Origin of the sequence: Balneola sp., from assembly GCA_003712055.1 — a bacterium.
Classification (GTDB): Bacteria; Bacteroidota; Rhodothermia; order Balneolales; family Balneolaceae; genus RHLJ01.
The window spans coordinates 1-22,779 of the sequence record RHLJ01000008.1; the positions used below are offsets into that span (position 1 = coordinate 1).

Genomic DNA, 22,779 nt, shown 5'->3' on the forward strand with positions numbered 1-22,779 from the left:
GAACATTGAACATTGAACATTGAACATTGAACATTGAACATTGAACATTGAACATTGAACATTGAACATTGAACATTGAACATTGAACATTGAACATTGAACATTGAACATTGAACATTGAACATTGTTCTCTTTTCAATATTTTTATTTCCTTATTCCTTGTTGAATATTCTTAATTCGATCATAAAGATAGCTTCGTTTTAGCTACCAAAAGTTCATCCCAGCGTGTGGTATATCTGTTACTGAGATGGTTTTGATTCATCAGCCACTTATTTCGATGATCTCCCTTTTTATGTAGGCCTGTAGCTGCAAATGCAGCGTAATTACGTCCAAACTTAGAATTGATACGGTCCATACATTCCATTAAACGGTGCTGTTTTTTGGTATATAATTCCGGATCAAAAAGATCCATTTGAACTTCACTATTAGGCACAATACCCGTCAGCATCACAGCAGCCTTTTTATATTTTCGGCCTTCCTCGAATGCTTTTTGGGTGAGCATTTTACCAACATGGATAAGGGTGGGGGTATGGGCGGTGGGAACTCTCAGGGCATACCCAGCTCCAAATTTATATTTCCCGCGAATATTATCGTATTTATCTCCAATAAGATTAATACTGATATTTGACGCTACCGAATGTTGGGCTCGTAGTTTTTCAGTTGCACGACTTACGAAGGTAGCTACTGCTTCCTGAACATCTCCTAAATCATATAGTGGTTTACCAAACATTCGGGAAGTGAGGATGCCTTTTCGAGAGTCTCTTCCTGTTCCAAGTCCTGAACACGGGATTCCGTTTAATTCTAACACAGTTCTTAATCCCGTTATAGCCAGGTGCTTTCGAACCCATTTTCGGTTGTTGATCGTTTCTTTAAGCTGGAATGCATTTTCGATTCCAAATCGATTAATACGAATGGTTAATCCTTGTCCAATGCCCCAAATATTTTGTACTGGTGTTTGTTTTAGAAACTCATTCAGATTGGGGTGGGTAGTTAAATCTAATACTCCATCAAACGGTTTATTCTTCTTGGCAATATGATTGGCAATTTTAGCGAGGGTTTTACTTGGAGCTATTCCAACTGAAACAGGAAGCCCGGTCCACTTGAAAATAGTTTGTCTCAGCACTTGGCCATAGGTAGTCAGTTGGGGGTAAATATTAGTGGAAAGTTCGGCAAAGGCTTCGTCAATACTATATATCTCAATATCGTGAGTGAGGGAGCGAAGAGTTTCCATCACCCGATGGCTCATGTCTCCATAAAGTGCGTAATTGGAAGATCGAATCTGGACCCTCTTTTCTTTGAATTCCTTTCGGTATTTGAATTCCGGAGCTCCCATAGGTATGCCAGCTTCTTTTGCTTCCTCTGAACGTGCGATTACGCAACCATCATTATTCGAAAGGATAGCTATTGGTTTACCAATTAAGGTTGGATCAAATGCTCGTTCACAAGAGGCATAGAAATTATTGCAGTCGATCATGGCATAAGCCAGCCCTGACGGATTTGATGTAGGGGCTTTTAAAAACATTTTGGAAAAAATTTTGATTCGATATTAATCCACTTCATAAACAGGCTCTTGTTTCGATTCTGCTTCATCTACCGGGCGAAAACGATGAATTAAATGAGTGACTATTCCCCAAATCATCCAGTTTGTATCCTGAGAAATAAAGATAGGCGGGTGTTTAATATCTCCAGTGGTTAAGAAGGTATTCGCTCCTTTTATGACAAGTCTCCGGATAATGATTTCTTCCTCATAAGAAGCTATGATAATAGATCCGTTTTGTGGAGTAAGAGAACGGTCTACCACTAAGATATCTTGATGATAAATACCAGCAGCTTTCATGGCATTTCCATCGGCTCGCACATAAAATGTAGAAGTAGGTCTTTGTACAATCAGCTCTTCCAGGCTTAATGCTTTTTCCAAATGATCTCCGGCGGGAGAAGGGAAGCCGGTTTCAATTTTTCGGGAAAGCTTGAGTAGCTCAGAATTATTTTGAGGTGCTATGGGAGAATAAGAGGGTAATCCGGACATAAAAAATGCACATATATAAATATATGTGCATTATATGTGTATTCAATAAGAAAGTAAACTGATTTATAGTATTTAGATTAAAATTAATCGACTAGATATATCAGTTATTTAAAGCAAGAGACTCTGCATATTTGAACATAAGTGCTAAATGCTCATCATCTTTGAAATCCAGCTTATTCTCTTTTGCGTAAGTATCGACAGCCTTGCGATTGTCATCAAATAGTCGGAGGACATTTCTCTTTCTCATTTTAACGCGATCAAACTTTCCATCTTTAATGACATAGTAAGCAGTGTACTGAATAAAGGCGTCTGTTTTAGTAGCTGTTGAATAAGAGGAAACATCCTTTTGCAGACTAACCCCTGTATGCTTTAAAAAGGTAACATTATCACCTTCATGAATAACTTTGAATAATGAGTACTTGTTAAGGTCGTCTTTTCCACCTGTTTGGAAACCGTTTTTAAAGGTTAACGAAGGCGTCATAATCTTAATGGCAGATACCGCAGAATTTTCAATACCAATAAGTTTGTTTCCTCTGTTCACTAAAATACGGTTATTGGCCAGGTCGATGTTGAGGTTAACAGGTACAGTTTGCGAATTACCTGAAACCAAAACCCCTCTTACAAATTCATCAAAAAGTAATGGGTTTCCTTCAACTTCAGTGGCTTGAAATGCATAGATAGTGGTACCATCCATAGCTTCTCCGACCTGGCTTACATAATCATCAAATTCGATTTGAGCAAAACTTAACTGAGTAATAAAAAGAGCAGAGATTGTAAGTAGTATTTTTTTGGTCATTGTATTTTCCCTTCTTTAAAATTTATCATGTAATGGTAACAAATTTGGAGCTTTTAAACATGAATTACGTTATTCTGTTACAGCTTTTATAACAGATTAGACACTGAAAAAGTATTATTTGTATGTATCTGATTTTTGATACTGAAACTACGGGGCTTCCCCGTGATTATTCGGCACCCATAACTGACTTAGATAACTGGCCAAGACTCGTTCAATTAGCCTGGCAGCTGCACGATCATACCGGGAAGTTGATGAGTAGTGGGAACTATATCGTAAAACCGGAAGGCTTTACGATCCCATTTAATTCAGAAAAAATTCATGGCATTTCTACTAAAAGAGCGATGGAAGAAGGTCATGATCTTGAGTTTGTTTTGCTTGAATTCCGAAAGGACATTAATAAAGCCCATTTCTTAATCGGGCATAATGTCTCTTTTGATGAAAAAGTAATGGGAGCAGAATTTCTTCGGAAAAAGGTGGCTTCCGGGATCATGGATACTCCAAAAATAGACACGAAAGATGAGAGTACAGAATATTGTGCCATACCAGGTGCCCGGGGATATAAATGGCCCACGTTAACTGAACTCCACAAGAAATTATTTGGGGTAGATTTTGATGATGCTCATGACGCAGCTGCTGATGTTGAGGCTACCACTCGCTCTTTCTTGGAGCTGGTACGCTTGGGGGTTATCAATATTAATTTTCCGTTGGATGCTAAGCTATACGAATCCTCTCAAAGCTACATTGTAAGAGATCATTACATAGATCTGGTTTCGCCTTCTCGTATAAAAAAAAAAGAAGACCAAGGAAATGAAGCGGGAGGAGACAGAGAGAAGGATTTACGCTCTGAGGTAGTACTTGATGAAGATGTAGTTTTTACCCATTTACACTGTCATTCAAAATACTCGGTATTGCAAGCAACTGCGGGCGTGAAAGAATTGGTGGCAAAAGCTAAGAACCTCGGGATGCCTGCTGTGGCCCTCACGGATAAAGGCAACATGTATGGTGCTTTTGCATTCGCGTCTGCAGCACATGCTGTAGAAATAAAGCCAATTTTAGGTTGTGAGTTTTATGTAGTTGACGATCGCCATCAAAAGAAATTTACACGCGAAAAGAAAGATCGTCGATACCAAATACCTTTTTTGGCGAAAAACCAGGAAGGATATAAGAACCTTACCAAATTATGCTCGATAGGATTTACCGAAGGTTATTACTATAAATTTCCCAGGGTTGATAAAGAAGTCATTAAACAACATAGTGAGCATCTCATTTGTTTAAGTGGAAATACGAGGGGTCTTTTAGGGGACTTAATACTTAATAAAGGTGAACAATTCGCGGAAGAAGAGTTAGCCTGGTGGATGGAGGTGTTTGGAGATGATTTCTATCTGGAAGTGGTTAATCATGGCCTTGATGAGGAACACCGGGTAAATGAGATCTTCAAAGAATTTTCTCAAAAGTATGGGGTAAAGCTTGTAGCTAGTAATAATGTGTTTTATCTGGAAGAGGAGGATGCCAAAGCACACGACGCACTCATATGTATTGATGATGGAACATTGGTGAGTACTCCTATTGGCAAAGGCCGGGAATTTAGGTATGGCTTTCCTAATGAGGAATTTTATTTCAAAGATACTGAGGCAATGACGGCATTATTTGCCGATATGCCCGAAGCTATTATAAACTCACAGGAGATAGTCGATAAAATAGAACCTATTAAACTGGCAAGAGAGGTAATCTTACCAAAATTTGATATCCCGGAAGGTTTTGATAATGAAGACGATTATTTAAGACATCTCACTTTAGAAGGAGCTAAAAGCCGATACCCAGATTTTTCAGATGAGGTAAAGGAACGGATCGACCTCGAGCTTGGAATTATAAAAGACATGGGTTTCCCCGGCTACTTTCTGATTGTTCAGGACTTTATTGCCGCTGCCAGAGATATGGGGGTGTATGTAGGGCCTGGAAGAGGGTCTGCTGCTGGTTCGGTAGTAGCCTATTGTACAGGGATCACAAATATTGACCCTCTTACTTACGATTTACTTTTTGAGCGTTTTTTAAATCCAGAACGTGTATCTATGCCTGATATCGACATCGATTTTGATGACGACGGCAGGCAAAAAGTAATCGAGTATGTGGTGAATAAATATGGAAAAGATCAGGTAGCCCATATCATTACCTTTGGTTCTATGGCCGCTCGTTCATCGGTACGAGATGTAGCACGGGTGCTGGACCTTCCGCTTTCTGATGCAGACCGAATTGCCAAACTGGTTCCGGAACGCCCTGGTACCTCACTTGATGACGCGTTTTCTGAAGTAAAAGAACTGCGTGAAATAAAAGCAGGAGAAGGCTTAGAAGCAGAGACCCTGAAAATGGCTCATGTATTAGAAGGGTCAGTGAGAAATACCGGAATTCATGCCGCAGGAATTATCATTGCTCCGGATGATTTAACTGAATATATCCCTGTAAGTACAGCCAAAGATGCCGACTTAACAGTAACTCAGTTTGATGGTAGCGTTATTGAAAATGCCGGGATGTTGAAAATGGATTTTCTTGGCCTTAAAACATTATCCATTTTAAAAACGGCAATAGGGTATGTAAAAGAGAATCATGGAAAAGAATATAACTTAGATGATGTTCCTCTTGATGATCCTGTTACCTATAAACTTTATCAAAAAGGTGGGACACTAGGTACTTTTCAGTTTGAAAGTGAAGGGATGAGAAAATATCTAAAGGATTTGAAGCCTAGCGATGTTAATGATCTCATTGCGATGAACGCTCTCTATCGGCCGGGGCCGATGCAGTTTATTCCCAATTATATTGAGAGGAAACATGGACGTGAAAAGGTAGAATACGATCATGATGATCTGATTCCATTGCTTGAAAATACCTATGGGATTATGATTTATCAGGAGCAGATCATGAAAGTGGCTCAGCAAATGGGAGGATATACCTTAGGAGAAGCCGACGTATTGCGGCGGATTATGGGTAAGAAGAAGCCACAACTATTGCCCCCTGAGGAAGAGAAGTTTGTGAGGCAAGCCAAAGAACTTGGCTATGATGAAAAAACTGCCAAAGAAGTTTTTGACAAAATGGCCATGTTTGCCGGCTACGGATTTAACAAGTCCCACTCCGCTGCTTATTCCGTAGTAGCGTATCACACCATGTATTTTAAGGCAAATTATCCTGCGGAATATATGGCCTCAGTAATGAGCCACAATATGAGTGACATCAAAAAAGTAGCTGCTTTTATCGAGGAATGTCAAAAGATGAATATACCTGTAGATGCTCCAAACATTAACACTGCTCGAGGTAAGTTTGTAGCAAAAGAAGGACGTGTTCAATATGGTATGTCAGCAATTAAGGGAGTGGGGTCTTCAGCCATCCAACATATTGTTAAAGAGCGTGAAGAGAACGGCTTATATCAAAGCGTATTCGATTTTGCGGCCAGGGTTGACCTTCGGGTATGTAATAGAAGAACGTTGGAAAGCTTGATACAAGCAGGTGCTTTTGATGCTTTGGACGAAAATCGGGCTCAGCTACTATTCGGGATTGATGATATTCTAGCGTACGCTTCTCGTAAGCAGGAAGAAAAACGTCGTAATCAGGTAAACCTGTTCGGAGGTGCTTCGGGAGGAGGAGTGTTCCAAGAGCCGAAGTTAAAATCGGTGCCTAAATGGAGTAGTATTGAGCGCTTGAACAAAGAGCGAGAACTCATCGGTTTTTATCTGAGTGGACATCCTTTAAATCGGTTTAAAGAAGATATTCGTTTATTTGGGAAGCAGAATTTAAGCGAAGAATGCTTGGGTAAACTTGTCCATGATAGCGAATTACGTTTTATCGCGATTATTACTTCAAAACGTCAAGCAACAGATAAGAAGGGAAGGCCCATTGCTTTTCTACAGGTAGAAGATCTGAATTCCTCGCTGGAAGTTGCTGTATTTAGTCGGGAGTTCGACAAATTTTCGGCACTGATTGAAGTGGATAATGTAGTTTATATTACCGGAAGATTTACCAAAAGAGATCGTGGCAATAGTATGATTGTTACAAACATGGAGAGGGTTGAGAATCTTCGGGAGAAATTTCAGGACCGATTGCGATTAAAACTGGATGTGGTCACTGAAGCACTAACCAAGCAGGATATTGCACAAATGGAAACCTTGTTTGAGTTGAACAGGGGAAATACCATTGTAAAAATGGATGTACATAGTAGAGAAGCAGAAACACCTATAAAGATGAACCTTCGCAATTTTGTGGTTGATCCGAATGATGAGTTACTAAAAGGCTTGAAAGAAGTGTTAGGGGAACAGGCAGTTGAGTTAACCCTTGCTAATTAAATAGCTTCATCCAACCCAATGTGAAGAATAGTAGGATAAAACGGTAGAGTTGCATAAGAGGGATAAACAGGAAGTTTAAGAGCAGCCACTTAAAACCATTCATAGCTTTGGAGCCTGAAAAGAAATTTCTGTACAGAAAAAAACCGAATACGTTCAGTAATAAAGTCAGGTAAACGGTGGTCGAAATCTCTGTAATCCCCTGGATCATTAGCTCAGAATTAGTAAGATCAGCGATTAACATATATAGTCCTGGAACAGCTGAAATACCAAAGAATATCATAAATGCATACAACGTAAAGCTGTAGTTAAAGTGATGAAGAAGGGGTTTAATTTTCCTTGAAGAAAGATTCAATAGCAAGGTCAGGCCTCCGAAAAGAAAGGGAAGAATTATTAGTATGGCTTTTGAGATGACAGTTGTTACTTCATCATATTGTAGCTGGTATGCTTCATACTCCATTCCGGAAGTTGCTATCTGAGCCTGAATGAAATCGTAAGTGAGATCGCTTTGTAGTAGTCTGTGAAGCTGAGTATTTAATGTGGTTTTAAAAGTGTCAAAGACAGGGAAGAAGAAATAAAAAGCATTCGCGATAAGGAAGAGTTTGATCGGGGAAATATATTTCTTTCGTGCTCCGCCTACATATTCCTGAACATATTTACCAGGCTTTAGAACAAATGTTTTAATACTCCTGATAAGTTTGCCATCAGATTCCAGCAAAAAAGACAAAGCATCTCCGACTAGTATAGTTATTGAGGAGTCTTTTTCAGTAAGTCGGCGTTCCCCACAATTTGGGCAATAAGGAGTATTAAATGGTTTGCTACGCGTTGGGCAATTTTCAGTAGCTAAAATATCTGACATTGTTCTACTTCCCGTTCAATTCTTGCAACCAGTTCTTCTATAAAATCAGCTTGTTCAGGTCGCATGAGTACGCTTCTCAGGATAGTAACAGTTTCGGTATTTACCTCAAAATTCGGATGGAATTCAGTAAAACTATCAGCAGGTACTTTATATAAGGAGAGATAGAATTTTCTGGTGTTCATTCCAGCATCAAATACCTTTTTAGAGATAGAAGATATCTGCTCAGTAGTTCTTATTTCATTCGTTTTTGGGAAATAAGTAAGGATATCGAGCTGGGGCATTTTGTAAGGGGTCAAAAAAGGGCAGGTCTCCATTAATGAGAACCCTTTAAGCGCTGCTTGCCTGCATCTAGCCAAAATAGGGCCAAAACCCTCGCGCTCTTTTAAAGGGAAACATTGTAATGTTGCCCAAAAAGCAACAGCGGCAGCTCCGGCTCTGGAGCATTCGAGACTAATTTCTCCAAGGTGTAAATCATCAGAAGTAAAATAGGTATATGGAGAATCATGCTTATAGAAACTACCCACATCCGGATTCTTAAAAAGAATGGCGCCACAACCATAGGGCTGAAGGCCATGTTTGTGAGGGTCTACTACAATACTGTCAGCCTCCTGCATTAATTTCCAGCAGGTGCCATCGATGAGTTCGGAATCTTTTAATGCTCTAAAGAAGCCGCCATAAGCAGAATCGATATGAATTCGGATATCATGTTTCTTTGCCCAGGGCAAAATAACATCCAATGGTTCAACTTCTCCAAGACCAGTGGTTCCCAAAGTGACAATGATAGTTCCTATCTCTGAAGCGTTTATACTTTTCAGGTCAAAATTTCCATCGGGTTTAACGGGAATTTTAACTCCTTCTATTCCTAATACCTCGCACATCCTTTCATGGGTGTAATGTGCATGTTCAGAAAAGGCGATCTTTTTTCCCGGATGAGACTTTCGTGCTACCCAAAGTGCTTCCAGATTTGCGATGGTACCACTGGAAGTAAGGTGACCTAAATATTGATCTCCATATCCAAAGAACCCAGCTAACAACTTTATGACTTCCTTTTCCATCTCAGAAGAAGGTGGCCCACCATCAAGTGCATGGTTGTTAGGGTTTATGTGCATTGCCAGCGAATACGCAGCCTGGGCTATATAATGGGGTGGTTTAAGCATTTGTCCGGCGTATACCGGATGATGGAAGGGGTAATTTCCTTCCATTCGCGAAGCTAGTTCCTGGAATACGTTGGAAATTTTTTCTTCAGAAACAGAAAGCGTGGGATCTATCTCCCACGCTCCATAAGAATCGCGCCATTGTTTAAGGCTGTCAAGAGCCTGATTAAATACTCTTTCAACCTTTTCTGCCATTATCTCAGATTTACAAGAAATCCTACTGCAAGAACCTGCTTGGTTTGTAGTTCTGTGGTAACATCGTCGTCATATACCAACTCGAACTGGAAGGACGCTGTTAAATACTGATTGATTCTACCGGAAAGTTCATTGGCCCAGGATACATCCGTTCTGTCAAAGCTATTATTCAGGTTGGTGAAGGTTTCAAAACGACTAGTGTAGGTTACATTCGCTAGTATCTCTTTGTTGAAACTAATACCCGTTGTCAAACCACCCTCAGCAAATACATTCTCTCCAACATCAACCCCGTAGCTAGGCAGTAAATCTTCATCTCCTACGTAGGTTTGTTTAAGTCCCAAACCTGCTTCAAATGAGATATAATCAGCAGGAGTATATGCATAACCGATAGTTTGTGAAAAATAACCCGGAGCCATGAAGTTAGAGATTCTTGTTCTTGGATCAGTCGAATAGTCGTATCCGTCATAGAACTGAGTTACAAATGACACCTCCGCGAATGCATTCATTGTGTTTTCATCATTTAAGATGTAAGCTAATCGGTGTTTGGTAGCAATTCGGTCATCTGTTTTCCGGCTGTCTTCTCCCTCAATATTTGTAAGGCCATATCTAAGGTTAAAAACATATCCATAGGTCAGTTTACCCTTTCTGTAGGCACCATTTAATCTGGTGAAGAAAGTTGCGGCAATGTTATTCTGGCCACCAGCCGCCCAATTGTTATAAGTTGCCTGTGAACCATTAATACCAGCTACCCATGTCGTTGCCCACTCATTGTCGAGTGTATCCGGGATAATGATAGTTTCTTGTGCAGATGATGAATAGGTAATGCCCAGGGCAAAAAAAACGGGCAAAATTCTGCCTACTAATGTTTTCATTCTTTACTTGATTGGTTTTGATTCTAATTATTCTTGAACAAAATCACTTGTTCTAGAGAGTCATTGTTAAGTATCACCTCAATATGCTCTCCAAATTTTGTTGGAACCTCTATGCCGGTAAGTTCAGAAAGTACCGGATATTTACGATGCCCTCGATCTACCAAGGTAAGCACTTCAATGGTTTCGGGTTCATTAGAAAAACATATAGTTGAGAGTGCATTGAACATGGTTTTACCTGAAAAGATAACATCATCAATAATAAGCACTTTCTTTTCAGTACAGTTCGGGAGATTTTTTTTGGGACCAATATCCTGAACAAAAAACTGATGTACTTCAAACTCTCTCTTAGATATGGATTTAAGATAAGAGTTCAGCATAGTTGCAGTAGCAAAGCCTCGTTCATTTAATCCAATGAGTATGAGTTCACCTTCCTCACTTAGTGTCTCCCAAACCTGAATAGCTAACCGTTTGAGTGTGCGGGAAATTTGATCCCGGTTCATTAACGTAATTTGTTCTGGCATAGCAAGATTTTGAATTGTTTTAAATGTACCATTTTATTTATCTATTTAGGAAGCTTTGCTTTAAATTGAAGAGTCACTGTTTTACATTAACAGTGTTAACCTAAACATTTTATCTGAAGCTATGAGTTCAAAAGGAGATGCGCTTTTAGCATTAATAAGTGGGTTTATTGCCGGTACAATAACTGGGTTGTTATTGGCTCCAAAATCAGGCAGGGAAAGTCGCCAATGGATTTCAGAACATACTGGTGAGGCGAAAGACTGGGTTGAAAGTCGGGGAACCCGCATAATCAAAGAAAGCGAACAAAAGATTAAGAATATATCACAGGGAGTAAAAGACGCATTACCTGATCTGTATGAAGCCACCTCAGATATCCATTTTGAGGATGATGAACTAGAAGATGCCTGAAAAGGAGCATCTTTTACAGTGGATTTGGGAGCAGCTTCTTTTTGATACAACTTCCTTGAAAACTACAGAGGGGAAAGCTCTTCGCATTCTCAATCAAGGGTTGCGCAATTCAACGGACGGTCCTGATTTTTTGCAGGCTACCATACAAATAGGAACTTTAGTGTGGAGTGGAGCTATTGAGATTCATATCAACTCTTCTTCTTGGTATCATCATGCTCATCATCTGGATGAAGCTTATAACCAGGTAGTACTTCATGTGGTCTTTGAAGAGCGCCCAAAAAAAGTTTATTGTCAGAATGGTAGTTGCCCGCCAACTTTAAACTTACAACCTTACCTGGCCCAGGAGTTACAACAGCTACTCAAACATGCTAATGATGCTGTTGCATCCTGTTCAGGAAAACTTTCGTTCATCTCAAAAGAAGCTTTCGATGAACAATTGAGGCGTGCTCATCTTGAATACCTCGAGAAGAAGGGAAATGATATACTATCCTTCTATAATCCTGACCAAATTCCTTCCTTAGCCTGGAAACATGCTCTTATTCTGGCTTTATTCGATGGCTTTGGTATTGTTCATAATAGAAGTCAAATGGTTGAAGTTGGAAGGTTTGTTTTGGATCGTTTAGAATTGTCCATAAAAGAGATTACAGATCAAGCAAATACCTTTGCAGGTTTTCGAGCTGGGGAGCCAGGGCTTTCATGGAACCTGAAGGGAGTGTATCCGGCTAGTCATCCACAAAAAAGAATTCCCCAGGCAATAGAGTTTGCCAAATCTATTATTGATACTCCATTCGAACTATTTCTCAAACAGCATCCCAGATCCATTTGGAAATCCTGGATTGAAAAGGTGTGTATATCAAATGGTTCTAAGGCTAAGATTCTGTACAGTACGGTGTTCATTCCAGCGCTACATATGTTAGGTACTTTATTTGCATCAGAAAAAGTAACACGCCATGCCCTTGAAGAGTGGAACTCAATTTGTATACCCCTGCCATCCTCAACCAGGCAATATTTTAGTCAAATGGTTGAGCCTCATGAGTTTCAAAGGTTTGCAACCCCTGGGTTAATTCATCAGCATCGCAGCTATTGTTCCAGGCTCAATTGTCATCATTGCATTGTACTTAAAAAAGCAATTTCATCTTGATTGCGTTTTAAAGTGTCCCTATCTTTTAAGTCTGTCGATGACACGATATTGCCCGGTCGTCTAATGGCAGGACACCTGGTTTTGGTCCAGTATGTGGGGGTTCGAGTCCTCCCCGGGCAACAACACTCAGAAGAATGGATGGGATACACTCTTCTGTTTTATGTAATCCTGAATAACTTCAGTGCTAGCAACAAAATAACTTGGATAGTCCTCTCGCAATATTTTCCGGTACCAGTAATCCGGCTCTAGCTCGAGCTATAGCAAAGGAATATGGAACTACTTTGGGTAAAGTTACCACCAAGCAATTCTCTGATGGAGAGCTGTACGTAAAGTTCCAGCAAAGCATCCGTGGCGAAGATATTTTTATTATTCAGCCAACTCCTCCTCCGGGCGATAATATCATTGAACTTCTTTTGATGCTTGATGCAGCTAAAAGAGCTTCTGTAAAAAGAGTGACTGCCGTAATTCCCTATTTTGGATATGCTCGTCAAGATCGAAAAGATCAACCGCGGGTATCGATAGGCTCAAAACTCATGGCTAACCTTTTGGTTGAGGCCGGCGCCGATCGAATCCTTACCATGGACTTACATGCTGCACAGATTCAGGGTTTCTTCGATATACCACTCGACCATTTATATGCGAGTCGAGTATTTATCGATCACTTCACTAAAGATCCTATTGATAATCTGGTAGTTGTTGCTCCTGATGTTGGAAGTCTTAAAATGGCTCGCTCTTATGCTAAAAAGCTGGGGGCTTCACTTGCCTTTATCGACAAAAGACGTCCTGAGCAGAATAAGTCAGAGATCATGAACATTATTGGTGAGGTGGAAGGCAAGAACGTGTTAATAGTTGATGACTTAATCGACACGGCCGGTACATTGACAAATGCGGCAGCAGCTATGAAAGAACGCGGAGCATTAAATATCTCCGCCATTTGCTCTCATCCGATTTTATCAGGTCCGGCTTTTCAGCGAATTGATGATTCGCCCATTGATGAATTATTGGTAACAGATACTGTGCCTCTGCGCCAGCCATCTGACAAGATTAAAGTATTAAGTGTGGCAAATATTTTTGCTGAAGCGATACAACGTATTCATACCAATGATACCATCAGTGCACTGTTTGATAATTAATGAGATAAGAAAAAATAAAAATGGCATATCCAGAATTAGTAAAACTTGACGGAACTGTTCGCGAACTAAGCAAACAGACTAATAAAGCACTTCGTGCTGAAAAACGAGTTCCTGCAGTTCTTTATGGTCCTGAAGTTGAAGAGAATATTCATTTTTCAATTGATGAGCTTGAGCTTGAAAAGATCCTAAGAAAGGCTCAAACCAAATTACAAGAACTTACCATAGACGGGAAAACGTATAAGACTCTGTTAAAAAGAACTGAGTTTGATCCGGTTACAGATCGTCCCATCCATGCAGACTTTTATGTGCTTTCTGACAATCATAAGGTAACTCTTAGAGTACCAATCAGAATTGCTGGAGCAGCTCGTGGAGTAGTTGAAGGCGGTGGTAGATTATTTCAACCTATGAAGTTCCTCAGAATTCGAGTACTACCTAAATTTATCGTAGCCCAGTTTGAGGTAGACGTTACTCCATTACAAATAGGTAATTCTTTCCACGTTTCAGACCTAGACTTAGAAGGGATTGTACCATTAGATCCGCTAAGCAGAACTATTGTGACTATTCGACCTCCAAAAGGCAAGCTGATGAGTGAAGTACTTGGCGAACAGGAAGCAGCGGCTGAAGGAGAAGAAGGCGCAGAAGCTACAGAAGCAGCTGCTGACGCAGGAACTGAAGAAACTTCAGAAGAATAAGCTGATATACCGGCGGTTACCTCATGTTTATTATTGTTGGATTGGGAAATATCGGACAGGAATATGATGGTACTCGCCACAACATCGGCTTTGATGTAATTGACTTATTGGCAAAAACACTTTCAGTGGACTTCAAATCCGGTAGCGGTCCTTATGTGGTTGCTGAAGGGAGGCATAAAGGCAGAAAAATAGCGCTGATTAAACCCACTAATTATATGAATAGAAGTGGTACAGCCGTAAAAAAAGCTCTTGCTAATTTTAAAACAGCAAAAGAAAACTGCCTGGTTATTTATGATGACCTAAACCTTCCCGTAGGCACTACCAGGATGAAAGCAAAAGGAAGTGATGGAGGACATAATGGTGTGGCAGATATCAACGAAAAGCTTGGGAGTAATGATTACCCTCGACTCAGAATTGGTATCGGAAATGATTTTAGAAGGGGAAGGCAGATCGATTTTGTATTGTCACCCTTCGAAGAATCAGAAATGGAAGAAGTAAAAATTTCCATTCAAAAAGCTCATGATGCTGCTCTTGCATTTGTGGGTATTGGCGTTGAAAGAGCAATGAATTTTTTTAATTAAGCAACCCGGATAAACGGGATAAAACGTAAACTAACATATACGGAGTTATGCAAAACATAATCTTTTTCTCATTAGCGGCTGGAGTTATTGCTCTTCTTTTTACCGCTTTAAAATCTTCCTGGGTGACTAAGCAGGAAGTAGGTACCGAAAGAATGGGACGTATTGCTGACAGTATTGCTGCAGGGGCTATGGCTTTTCTTAAAGCTGAATATCGTGTACTGGCAATTTTTGTAGTAATAGTAGCAGTAATTTTAGCAGTTAGCGCAGATGCAGCTACCTCAAGCTGGATGGTAGCAATATCATTTATTGTCGGAGCAATCTGTTCTGGTCTGGCTGGATTTATAGGGATGAGAGTTGCTACTAAAGCGAATGTAAGAACCACAAATGCTGCTCGAGAAAGTTTAGGCAAAGGGCTTGAAGTAGCTTTTGCAGGTGGCTCCGTAATGGGGCTTGGAGTAGTTGGCCTTGGAGTTCTAGGTCTTTCAAGCTTGTTTCTTCTTTTCTCAAACATTTTTGGGATTGAAGGTGCAGATGCTGTAAACAGAGTACTTGCTGTAGTAACAGGGTTTTCATTTGGTGCATCCTCTATAGCTCTTTTCGCTCGTGTTGGAGGTGGCATTTATACCAAAGCAGCAGACGTTGGAGCAGACCTTGTAGGTAAGGTAGAAGCTGGTATCCCTGAAGATCACCCACTAAACCCTGCAACTATTGCCGATAACGTGGGAGATAACGTAGGTGACGTAGCTGGTATGGGTGCTGACCTTTTCGAATCCTATGTTGGTTCAATTATCGGAACCATGGTTCTTGGTGCTGCATTTATGACTGCCACAGGATGGGCAGATGATTTTGCTGGGCTTTCAGCTGTTCTATTGCCTTTGGTTCTGGCAGGTACAGGAATTGTGACTTCGATATTAGGAACATTCCTGGTTAGAGTGAAGGAAGGTGGAGATCCACAAAAAGCATTAAACATGGGCGAATTTGCTTCTGCAATTGTGATGCTTGTAGCTTCATTCTTCATCATTCGATGGATGCTTCCAGCAACATGGACTTTCGGAGGAAGCGAATTCACTAGTATGGGTGTTTTCTGGGCTACTATTTTCGGATTGGCTTCAGGTCTATTAATTGGTCTTATAACAGAACACTATACTGGTACAGGTACAAAGCCAGTTCTCTCTATTGTAAAGCAGTCAGTTACAGGTTCTGCTACTAACATCATTGCGGGTCTGGGAGTAGGAATGATTTCTACTGCGATTCCTATCATTATTATCGCAGTTGCTATTATCGGAGCGTATAGTTTTGCAGGTCTTTATGGTATTGCAATTGCTGCTGTAGGTATGCTTGCAAATACTGGAATTCAGTTAGCAGTTGATGCTTATGGTCCTGTTTCTGATAATGCTGGTGGTATTGCTGAAATGGCAGAGCTTGAGCCTGAAGTGCGTGAGCGAACTGATAAGCTGGACGCAGTTGGTAACACTACAGCTGCAATCGGTAAGGGTTTTGCAATCGGTTCTGCAGCGCTTACAGCATTGGCACTTTTTGCTGCTTTCATTACTGCATATGAGGCTGCTAATCCGGGTTTAGAAGTAATAATCAACGTTACAAATCCTTTTGTAATGGCAGCTCTTTTTGTAGGAGCCATGCTTCCATTCCTTTTCTCTGCATTATCTATGAATGCGGTAGGTCGTGCGGCAATGAGTATGATTGAAGAAGTTCGCCGTCAGTTCAAAGATATTCCTGAGTTAAGAGCAGCTCTGGATGTAATGAATAAGAACGAAGGAAAGGAAATGGAAGAGTGGTCGAAAGAAGACCAGGACACTTTTCATGCAGCAGATGGAAAGGCTGAATATGAAAAATGTGTAGAGATTTCTACCACTGCTTCTATCCGAGAGATGGTTGTTCCTGGACTTCTTGCTGTAATTGTTCCGGTACTATTTGGATTTGTACCAGGCTTTATCAGTGATGATCCTACACTTGGAGCAAAAATGCTTGGTGGTTTACTTGCAGGTGTTACTTCAGCAGGTGTGTTAATGGCACTATTCCAATCCAACGCAGGTGGAGCATGGGATAACGCTAAGAAAATGATTGAAGAAGGTGTAACCATTGATGGTGTGCAATATGGAAAAGGCTCTGAGCCTCATAAAGCAGGTGTGGTTGGTGATACTGTAGGTGATCCATTCAAGGATACTTCAGGACCATCACTTAACATCCTTCTTAAGTTGATGTCGGTTGTTGCTCTTGTTATCGCAACAATGATTTAATCGAACCGATTTGTAATTTTAATCCCGGTTACATTTTTTGTTACCGGGATTTTTTTTGCTTGTCATCCTAAGCATACTTGCGAAGGATCCACAGGGTATTCAATTTGATTAGATCCTTCGGCAGTAGCCTCAGGATGACAATAGAAAGAAAAAGAAGCAAGATGCCTCAGACAGAACTCTTAAAACTGATATTTCATCACGATCAAAGAATGGATCAACTCGCTCCATCAGGCGATGATTCCTTTGATCCGCTGGCAATGTTTACAAAGCCAGATCCTACATTTTCGACTTTATATTTTAGCGGTACTTTACTGAAAGGTCAAAAATTTGGGTTAAGCTTATTTCAGAGATACCCCCAGATTTTATCATTGTTTGAGCGTGCTTTCGATACTTCCTTTTTTAAAGGTGATGCATCAAAAGAAAGCATGGCCGATACTCTGGAGTCGATGAATCCAGATGAATCCATCCTAATCAATCCTGTATTCAAAACTATAGAGACTAAAACTTTTCCCTCAGGAGAGACATTGAGAAAGGCACTGGAAGAAGAGGGAGTTGTGATTTTTAAACGAGCAAACCAGGATGGCTTTGATCTCGAAGTTTTTAGCAAGGAAAATATCTACCTGCTTTTCTTCTATCACTTACAGGCAATGCTTGAGCCAGGCTTTAGATTTTTTAGCATTAACGGGAAAAGAGTGCATAGTGAGAGACACTTTTATTTCGAAATATGGAGCCTTGAAAAACCACCGCACGGTTTTGAAGAAGTTTTCCCGGAAACAGTACTTTGACCGGTTCACTCTTAGCAAATTAATGGCTATCTTTATTTAGATTATTTTTAAATAACTATGATACATCCATTAAGTATTGGGAAAGAAGGTGACGAAGTCGTGGTTAAATGCTTCGATTGCCATTGTGACGATGTTTGTCGTTTGAATGAATTGGGATGTATTGAAGGGGCAAAAGGAACGATTATTTCCAATCAGAAAAATATCATCCTGCAAGTTGGTGAAGCCCGGTTAGCGATAGCTGCCACACTTGCGAAATCCATATTAGTCAGCCCGCAATAACACATGGGTTTCTTACTTTCTGAAATAAAAAAAGCAGGCACATTTAGGGTTTCGTCTATTCATGGCTCGGAAGCTACAAGAATTTTGGAAATGGGTATTACCCCTGGTACTTCTCTGCAAGTGGTCCGAAAAGCGCCAACCGGCTTTCCTATAGAAATAAAGGTAAGAGGTTACTTACTAACATTGAGAGAGGCAGAGGCCGCTTCCATTCAATTAGAAGGAGAGGATGAGTAGTGAGCCGTTAACGATAGCATTAGTAGGAAATCCGAATACCGGAAAATCCACGATCTTTAATGCTCTGACTGGGTTAAGGCAGAAAATTGCTAATTATCCCGGTATAACGGTAGAACGAAAAGCAGGCACTACCATTATCGGAGGGGTACTACACAAAGTTATTGATCTTCCAGGTGCATATAGCCTCAACTATAAAAAACTGGATGAGAAGATTGCTTATGAAACCCTGGTTGGTACCTATGAGCATGAAGAAGTACCTGACCTAGTACTCATCATAGTTGATTCAAGTAATTTAGATAGAAATCTATACCTGGCTTCTCAGGTTATGGATTTGAATCTGCCAGTATTGATCGTTCTGAATATGAGCGATGTGGCAAGCCAAAAAGGTATTTCAGTTAATGCTGAGGCTATTTCAAAAACAATGAAAGTGCCTGCCATCTCCATTTCTGCTAAAGATAAAGGTGGTATTGAAGAGCTTAAGAAAGCAATAGAAGCTCATGATCTTTCAGCTCCTGATCCTTTACTTTGGAAACCAGATTCCTCTCTGCAAGAATCAATGGACCTCATTATAAAAGAATGGATTGAGCCACATACTAATATCCCCAAAAGGGCCCAACACATTGAGGCACTTAGGTTAATTAGTGAAGGAGAATTTATTGGAGCTTTCTATGAATTTGAAGAAGTAGAAACTGGGAAAAAAACAATTACCAAAGCCCGTGGCCTTATTGAACAGGAGGGGGGAAATCCTATGGCTTTGGAGGTGTTGAAGCGCTATGATTTTGTAGGTGAAGCAACTTCTGGAGCAGCAATTCAAGGAGACAATGGAAAGAAATCAATCACCGATTCTATAGATGCGGTGGTTACTCATAAAGTGGCGGGCCCTGCAATTTTCGCGCTAATTCTGCTTTTCATGTTCCAGGCTATTTTCTCCTGGGCTACTCCATTTATGGACATGATTGATCTCCTATTTGTTGAAGGGGGAAACTGGGTCGCTAATACCCTTCCTGATGGTATGCTAAATGACTTGTTGGTAGATGGAGTAATTGCCGGACTTGGAGGAGTGGTCATATTCCTGCCTCAAATCCTGTTCCTGTTTTTCTTTATTTATGTATTGGAAGGAACGGGATATATGGCCAGAGCCGCGTTTGTTATGGACGGGTTTATGACGAAAGTAGGTTTGCATGGACGTTCTGTAGTTCCACTAATGTCGGGCTTTGCATGTGCTATCCCAGGCATTATGGCCACGCGCACTATTGAAAATTGGAGAGACAGGATCATCACCATTATGGTGCTTCCATTTATGGCATGTTCGGCCCGCCTGCCTGTATATGCGTTATTGATTGCAGCTTTTGTTCCATCTACTACCATCCTTGGAGTATTTACCTTACAAGGGGTAACCTTTTTTGGTCTATACATTTTTGGAATTGTAATGGCAGTATTGGCTGCTGCTATAATGAAGAAAATCTTTCCTTCAGGCCAGCAAACTCCGTTTATTATGGAGCTTCCGGAATATAAAATGCCCAAGTGGTCGGTGGTATTCCAAAACACTATAGAGCGAGGTAAAATATTTATCACAGAAGCTGGGAAAATAATTGTGGCGATTTCTATTGTACTATGGTTTGCAGCTTCCTTTCCTCATGTAAACCCTGAAAGCTATGAACCATGTCATCCCGATTCTGAAACTTGTGAATCCATTGAGTCTTATCAACTAAGGCATAGTTTTGCTGGTAAATTCGGAAAGATTATAGAGCCAACTATTGAGCCTCTAGGCTTTGACTGGAAAATAGGTATCGGTCTACTAACTTCCTTTGCTGCTCGTGAGGTAATGGTAGGGACTCTGAATACTATCTATAGTATCGAAGAGGAAGATGGCGAAAATGCTACTCTCAAAGAAAAGCTCATCAATGATATAAACCCCGAGACCGGAGAAAGAGTCTATTCACTGGCAACTGCTTTATCTCTCATGATTTTCTTTGCACTTGCTATGCAATGTATGAGTACTATTGCTATTGTGAGGCGGGAAACCAACTCATGGAAATGGCCTACAGCCATGTTCGTATATATGAGTGTACTGGCTTATGTATGCTCATTGATCACCTTCCAAATTGCTAGTAACTTATAGCATGGATCTACAAACCATTATAGCAGTATTGCTTCTTATAATAGGAGCGGGTTACCTGGTAGCCCGGTTTGTGGTTAAACCTTTCCGGAAAGCATCAGCCAAGCATGATTGTGGTCCGGATTGTAATTGTTCCTAACACCAATGACCTATTTAGAAAAGCTGAAAACAGCCGTCAAATCGTCAAACTCTACACTATGTGTAGGGCTTGATCCGAATTTGGACAGGCTACCCAGAGCCGTGTTGGAAAAATTTTCCTCACCGGAAGAACAGGTGAGTTTTTTTTGCAAGATGGTTATTGATTACACCGCTGAACATGCTGCAGCCTTCAAGCCAAACCTGGCTTTTTTTGAATCTTTGGGAGCTAATGGGTTGGCCGTTTTCCAGGATGTTGTAAATCACATCCCAAAGGATAGAATTGTTATCGCCGATGCGAAGCGTGGAGATATAAGCACTACTGCTGAACATTATAAAAAAGCATTCTACGAGCAATTCAATATCGATGCTATCACTTTGAATCCGCTTATGGGGTTTGAGACCTTGAATGCTTTTGCCAACAACGAAGAGAAAGCAATTTATATACTAACTCTTACTTCAAATCCGGGCGCGAATGACTTTCTGAAAAAGCCTTTCGAAGGCTTTAATACAATGGCTGAATATATAGCTCATGAGGTTTTTGAGTTATCAGTAACAGTAGAATCACACCTTGGGATGGTAGTAGGTGCTACACAAGCTGAAGAGGCCGAACCTGTAATCAAACAACATGGTACTGCTAGTTTATTGATCCCGGGAATTGGTGCACAGGGTGGTTCAATCGAGGATCTGGCAAGAGTATTAGAAACACATGAAGGTATCCCACTGATAAACTCAAGCAGAGGTGTAATTTATGCTGGTGCTGATCAGGAAAATTGGGTGGAATATGTAGCTAGAAGCGCCAGTGATACAAAAGATAAACTCGATATCATAACCAGGCATTATGTCTAAATTTCCTGTTGTTGATGTATATACCGATGGGGCATGCAGCGGTAACCCAGGTCCGGGGGGATGGGGAGCTATCCTGATTTATAAAGGAAAGGAAAAAGAGATCTCGGGTGGAGAGGCCAATACCACCAATAACCGAATGGAGATGAAAGCGGTTATAGAAGCATTGAAGGCAATGAAAAAGCCATGTCATGTTAAAATCCATAGCGATAGTGCACTCATCATAAACGCAATGACAAAAGGTTGGATTGAAAACTGGCAAAAGAAGGGATGGAAGAAAGCAGATAAGAAGCCCGTGGAGAATAGAGAGCTATGGGAGGAGATGCTTAAAGCGATGAATGGGCATACTGTTGAATGGATAAAAGTAAAAGCTCATGTGGGCATTGAACTAAATGAGCGCGTAGATCAACTGGCTGTAGCCGAGAGCAAGAAGTTCTGAATAAAAAAGAACATCGAACAGGTAAACAATAGAACATTGAACTTCGAACGTTCAACGTTGTGTGTTTAATGTTCAATGTTCCATTGTTCAACTACTTAGATAAGGGAAATTCTCAACCAGCATTCCATCTTGCATATTGATGATCCTGCTACCATAAGATGCCATTTTCTCGGAATGGGTCACCTGAACAATGGTTACACCATCTTCCTGGTTTAGTTTTTGGAAAATTTCCATGATTTCTGCTGCCTGGTCCGAATGCAGGTTACCGGTCGGTTCATCCGCAAGGATTAATTTAGGACTTCCGATAAGTGCTCTTGCAACTCCAACTAATTGTTGTTGACCCCCTGAAAGTTGATTAGGGAAAAGGTCTTTTTTCGCAACGATATTAAATCGATCGAGCATTTCAGCTACCATCCCTTTTCTTTCGCTCCCCTTTACTTTTCTATAGAGCAAAGGCATTTCAATATTCTCATACACTGTCAATTCATCAATGAGGTGGTAAGCCTGAAATACAAAGCCAATATGGCTTTTATGATATTCTGATTTTTTCTTTTCAGAGAGATTGTGAACAGGTTCATCAAAGAAGTGGTATTCCCCGCTATTCGCATCATCCAGAAAACCCAGGATATTCAAAAGGGTAGATTTTCCCGCTCCGCTAGGTCCCATGATGGAGGCGAATTCACCTTCCTTTAATTCCAGATTAATATCCTTTAGGATAAAAGTGCGCTGGAACTTCTTCTCCAGGTATTTATCAATGTTGGTTAATTTGATCATAAATTTTTATTCGGTTTTTAAGCTTTCAACAGGATTAGCAAGTGATGCTTTAATGGACTGCCAACTCACAGTGAGCAAAGCTATGGAAATTGCAAATACCCCGGAAAGTATAAAAATACCTGCCTCGAGTTCAATTCGATATGCAAACTCAGAGATCTGTCCGTTCCAAGGAAACCATGCTATTTTGAAATAATTCCTAAACATTGATT

22 protein-coding genes and 1 tRNA gene are annotated in these 22,779 nt (G+C 40.5%); 14 read left to right on the forward strand and 9 right to left on the reverse strand.

The window, feature by feature from the left end:
• Positions 1–181: 181 nt before the first annotated feature.
• The 3 genes from ED557_15710 to ED557_15720 form a co-directional block, all read right to left on the reverse strand.
• Complete coding sequence (locus ED557_15710) at positions 182–1,522, reverse strand: Y-family DNA polymerase (GenBank protein RNC79271.1); 1,341 nt, start codon at positions 1,520–1,522, stop codon at positions 182–184.
• 24 nt (positions 1,523–1,546) lie between these two features.
• Complete coding sequence (locus ED557_15715) at positions 1,547–2,026, reverse strand: LexA family transcriptional regulator (protein RNC79272.1); 480 nt, start codon at positions 2,024–2,026, stop codon at positions 1,547–1,549.
• Positions 2,027–2,126: 100 nt separating this feature from the next.
• Entirely contained in the window at positions 2,127–2,822 is a 696-nt protein-coding gene (locus ED557_15720) for a hypothetical protein (GenBank protein ID RNC79273.1), read from the reverse strand.
• Between the two features lie 122 nt (positions 2,823–2,944).
• On the opposite strand from ED557_15720, the gene ED557_15725 reads away from it, so the two are divergent.
• The gene (locus ED557_15725; protein ID RNC79274.1) at positions 2,945–7,150 is read left to right on the forward strand and encodes a DNA polymerase III subunit alpha; all 4,206 of its coding nucleotides are present in this window, start codon (positions 2,945–2,947) and stop codon (positions 7,148–7,150) included.
• On the opposite strand, the gene ED557_15730 is transcribed toward ED557_15725, so the two are convergent.
• The 4 genes from ED557_15730 to ED557_15745 are packed head-to-tail and all read right to left on the reverse strand — an operon-like array spanning position 7,143 to position 10,727.
• Positions 7,143–8,006, reverse strand: a complete 864-nt coding sequence (locus ED557_15730; GenBank protein RNC79275.1) for a DUF3667 domain-containing protein — start codon at positions 8,004–8,006, stop codon at positions 7,143–7,145. The two genes, ED557_15725 and ED557_15730, sit on opposite strands and share 8 nt — an antisense overlap.
• On the reverse strand, positions 7,991–9,355 hold the full coding sequence (locus ED557_15735; protein RNC79276.1) for an aminotransferase class I/II-fold pyridoxal phosphate-dependent enzyme: 1,365 nt from the start codon (positions 9,353–9,355) through the stop codon (positions 7,991–7,993). The genes ED557_15730 and ED557_15735 overlap by 16 nt, the downstream gene beginning before the upstream one ends.
• The gene (locus tag ED557_15740; GenBank protein ID RNC79277.1) at positions 9,355–10,227 is read right to left on the reverse strand and encodes a DUF3078 domain-containing protein; all 873 of its coding nucleotides are present in this window, start codon (positions 10,225–10,227) and stop codon (positions 9,355–9,357) included. Before ED557_15740 ends, ED557_15735 begins: the two co-directional genes overlap by 1 nt.
• A gap of 23 nt (positions 10,228–10,250) precedes the next feature.
• On the reverse strand, positions 10,251–10,727 hold the full coding sequence (locus tag ED557_15745) for a hypothetical protein (GenBank protein RNC79311.1): 477 nt from the start codon (positions 10,725–10,727) through the stop codon (positions 10,251–10,253).
• A gap of 142 nt (positions 10,728–10,869) precedes the next feature.
• Between ED557_15745 and ED557_15750 the strand changes: the two genes are divergently transcribed.
• The 13 genes from ED557_15750 to ED557_15810 all read left to right on the forward strand — a co-directional run bounded on the left by ED557_15750 (position 10,870) and on the right by ED557_15810 (position 21,796).
• A complete protein-coding gene (locus tag ED557_15750; GenBank protein ID RNC79278.1) occupies positions 10,870–11,154 on the forward strand; it encodes a YtxH domain-containing protein in 285 nt (94 codons plus the stop codon).
• Positions 11,147–12,295: a DUF2851 family protein gene (locus ED557_15755; GenBank protein ID RNC79279.1), complete on the forward strand. Its 1,149-nt coding sequence runs from the start codon at positions 11,147–11,149 to the stop codon at positions 12,293–12,295. Before ED557_15750 ends, ED557_15755 begins: the two co-directional genes overlap by 8 nt.
• A gap of 49 nt (positions 12,296–12,344) precedes the next feature.
• Positions 12,345–12,418: transfer RNA gene (locus ED557_15760), tRNA-Gln, on the forward strand.
• Positions 12,419–12,495: 77 nt separating this feature from the next.
• On the forward strand, positions 12,496–13,428 hold the full coding sequence (locus tag ED557_15765) for a ribose-phosphate pyrophosphokinase (GenBank protein RNC79280.1): 933 nt from the start codon (positions 12,496–12,498) through the stop codon (positions 13,426–13,428).
• Between the two features lie 20 nt (positions 13,429–13,448).
• Positions 13,449–14,120: a 50S ribosomal protein L25 gene (locus ED557_15770; protein RNC79281.1), complete on the forward strand. Its 672-nt coding sequence runs from the start codon at positions 13,449–13,451 to the stop codon at positions 14,118–14,120.
• A gap of 23 nt (positions 14,121–14,143) precedes the next feature.
• Complete coding sequence (locus ED557_15775; protein RNC79282.1) at positions 14,144–14,701, forward strand: aminoacyl-tRNA hydrolase; 558 nt, start codon at positions 14,144–14,146, stop codon at positions 14,699–14,701.
• Between the two features lie 47 nt (positions 14,702–14,748).
• On the forward strand, positions 14,749–16,959 hold the full coding sequence (locus tag ED557_15780) for a sodium-translocating pyrophosphatase (protein ID RNC79283.1): 2,211 nt from the start codon (positions 14,749–14,751) through the stop codon (positions 16,957–16,959).
• A gap of 161 nt (positions 16,960–17,120) precedes the next feature.
• The gene (locus ED557_15785; protein RNC79284.1) at positions 17,121–17,744 is read left to right on the forward strand and encodes a hypothetical protein; all 624 of its coding nucleotides are present in this window, start codon (positions 17,121–17,123) and stop codon (positions 17,742–17,744) included.
• 57 nt (positions 17,745–17,801) lie between these two features.
• A complete protein-coding gene (locus tag ED557_15790; GenBank protein ID RNC79285.1) occupies positions 17,802–18,023 on the forward strand; it encodes a ferrous iron transport protein A in 222 nt (73 codons plus the stop codon).
• A gap of 3 nt (positions 18,024–18,026) precedes the next feature.
• Positions 18,027–18,257 carry a ferrous iron transport protein A gene (locus tag ED557_15795; GenBank protein RNC79286.1) on the forward strand — a complete coding sequence of 77 codons (231 nt, stop codon included), beginning with the start codon at positions 18,027–18,029 and terminating at the stop codon, positions 18,255–18,257.
• The gene (gene feoB / locus ED557_15800; GenBank protein RNC79287.1) at positions 18,250–20,379 is read left to right on the forward strand and encodes a ferrous iron transport protein B; all 2,130 of its coding nucleotides are present in this window, start codon (positions 18,250–18,252) and stop codon (positions 20,377–20,379) included. The genes ED557_15795 and feoB overlap by 8 nt, the downstream gene beginning before the upstream one ends.
• Positions 20,380–20,520: 141 nt before the next feature.
• A complete protein-coding gene (gene pyrF / locus ED557_15805) occupies positions 20,521–21,360 on the forward strand; it encodes an orotidine-5'-phosphate decarboxylase (protein ID RNC79312.1) in 840 nt (279 codons plus the stop codon).
• The gene (locus ED557_15810; GenBank protein RNC79288.1) at positions 21,353–21,796 is read left to right on the forward strand and encodes a ribonuclease HI; all 444 of its coding nucleotides are present in this window, start codon (positions 21,353–21,355) and stop codon (positions 21,794–21,796) included. The genes pyrF and ED557_15810 overlap by 8 nt, the downstream gene beginning before the upstream one ends.
• A gap of 87 nt (positions 21,797–21,883) precedes the next feature.
• Here ED557_15810 and ED557_15815 read toward each other — a convergent pair whose 3' ends face one another.
• Together ED557_15815 and ED557_15820 are read right to left on the reverse strand one after the other, a co-directional pair.
• Complete coding sequence (locus tag ED557_15815) at positions 21,884–22,570, reverse strand: ABC transporter ATP-binding protein (protein ID RNC79289.1); 687 nt, start codon at positions 22,568–22,570, stop codon at positions 21,884–21,886.
• 6 nt (positions 22,571–22,576) lie between these two features.
• The gene (locus ED557_15820; GenBank protein ID RNC79290.1) at positions 22,577–22,774 is read right to left on the reverse strand and encodes a hypothetical protein; all 198 of its coding nucleotides are present in this window, start codon (positions 22,772–22,774) and stop codon (positions 22,577–22,579) included.
• Positions 22,775–22,779 lie beyond the last annotated feature (5 nt).

Bases quoted from the DNA above. Each gene is read 5' to 3' on its own strand.
- ED557_15780 (RNC79283.1), top strand. From the start codon at position 14,749: ATGCAAAACATAATCTTTTTCTCATTAGCGGCTGGAGTTATTGCTCTT.
- ED557_15750 (RNC79278.1), top strand. From the start codon at position 10,870: ATGAGTTCAAAAGGAGATGCGCTTTTAGCATTAATAAGTGGGTTTATT.
- feoB (RNC79287.1), top strand. From the start codon at position 18,250: ATGAGTAGTGAGCCGTTAACGATAGCATTAGTAGGAAATCCGAATACC.
- ED557_15775 (RNC79282.1), top strand. From the start codon at position 14,144: ATGTTTATTATTGTTGGATTGGGAAATATCGGACAGGAATATGATGGT.
- ED557_15745 (RNC79311.1), bottom strand. From the start codon at position 10,727: ATGAACCGGGATCAAATTTCCCGCACACTCAAACGGTTAGCTATTCAG.
- ED557_15820 (RNC79290.1), bottom strand. From the start codon at position 22,774: ATGTTTAGGAATTATTTCAAAATAGCATGGTTTCCTTGGAACGGACAG.
- ED557_15725 (RNC79274.1), top strand. From the start codon at position 2,945: ATGTATCTGATTTTTGATACTGAAACTACGGGGCTTCCCCGTGATTAT.
- ED557_15735 (RNC79276.1), bottom strand. From the start codon at position 9,355: ATGGCAGAAAAGGTTGAAAGAGTATTTAATCAGGCTCTTGACAGCCTT.
- ED557_15810 (RNC79288.1), top strand. From the start codon at position 21,353: ATGTCTAAATTTCCTGTTGTTGATGTATATACCGATGGGGCATGCAGC.
- pyrF (RNC79312.1), top strand. From the start codon at position 20,521: ATGACCTATTTAGAAAAGCTGAAAACAGCCGTCAAATCGTCAAACTCT.
- ED557_15755 (RNC79279.1), top strand. From the start codon at position 11,147: ATGCCTGAAAAGGAGCATCTTTTACAGTGGATTTGGGAGCAGCTTCTT.
- ED557_15795 (RNC79286.1), top strand. From the start codon at position 18,027: ATGGGTTTCTTACTTTCTGAAATAAAAAAAGCAGGCACATTTAGGGTT.
- ED557_15785 (RNC79284.1), top strand. From the start codon at position 17,121: ATGCCTCAGACAGAACTCTTAAAACTGATATTTCATCACGATCAAAGA.
- ED557_15770 (RNC79281.1), top strand. From the start codon at position 13,449: ATGGCATATCCAGAATTAGTAAAACTTGACGGAACTGTTCGCGAACTA.
- ED557_15730 (RNC79275.1), bottom strand. From the start codon at position 8,006: ATGTCAGATATTTTAGCTACTGAAAATTGCCCAACGCGTAGCAAACCA.
- ED557_15815 (RNC79289.1), bottom strand. From the start codon at position 22,570: ATGATCAAATTAACCAACATTGATAAATACCTGGAGAAGAAGTTCCAG.
- ED557_15715 (RNC79272.1), bottom strand. From the start codon at position 2,026: ATGTCCGGATTACCCTCTTATTCTCCCATAGCACCTCAAAATAATTCT.
- ED557_15720 (RNC79273.1), bottom strand. From the start codon at position 2,822: ATGACCAAAAAAATACTACTTACAATCTCTGCTCTTTTTATTACTCAG.
- ED557_15790 (RNC79285.1), top strand. From the start codon at position 17,802: ATGATACATCCATTAAGTATTGGGAAAGAAGGTGACGAAGTCGTGGTT.
- ED557_15740 (RNC79277.1), bottom strand. From the start codon at position 10,227: ATGAAAACATTAGTAGGCAGAATTTTGCCCGTTTTTTTTGCCCTGGGC.
- ED557_15710 (RNC79271.1), bottom strand. From the start codon at position 1,522: ATGTTTTTAAAAGCCCCTACATCAAATCCGTCAGGGCTGGCTTATGCC.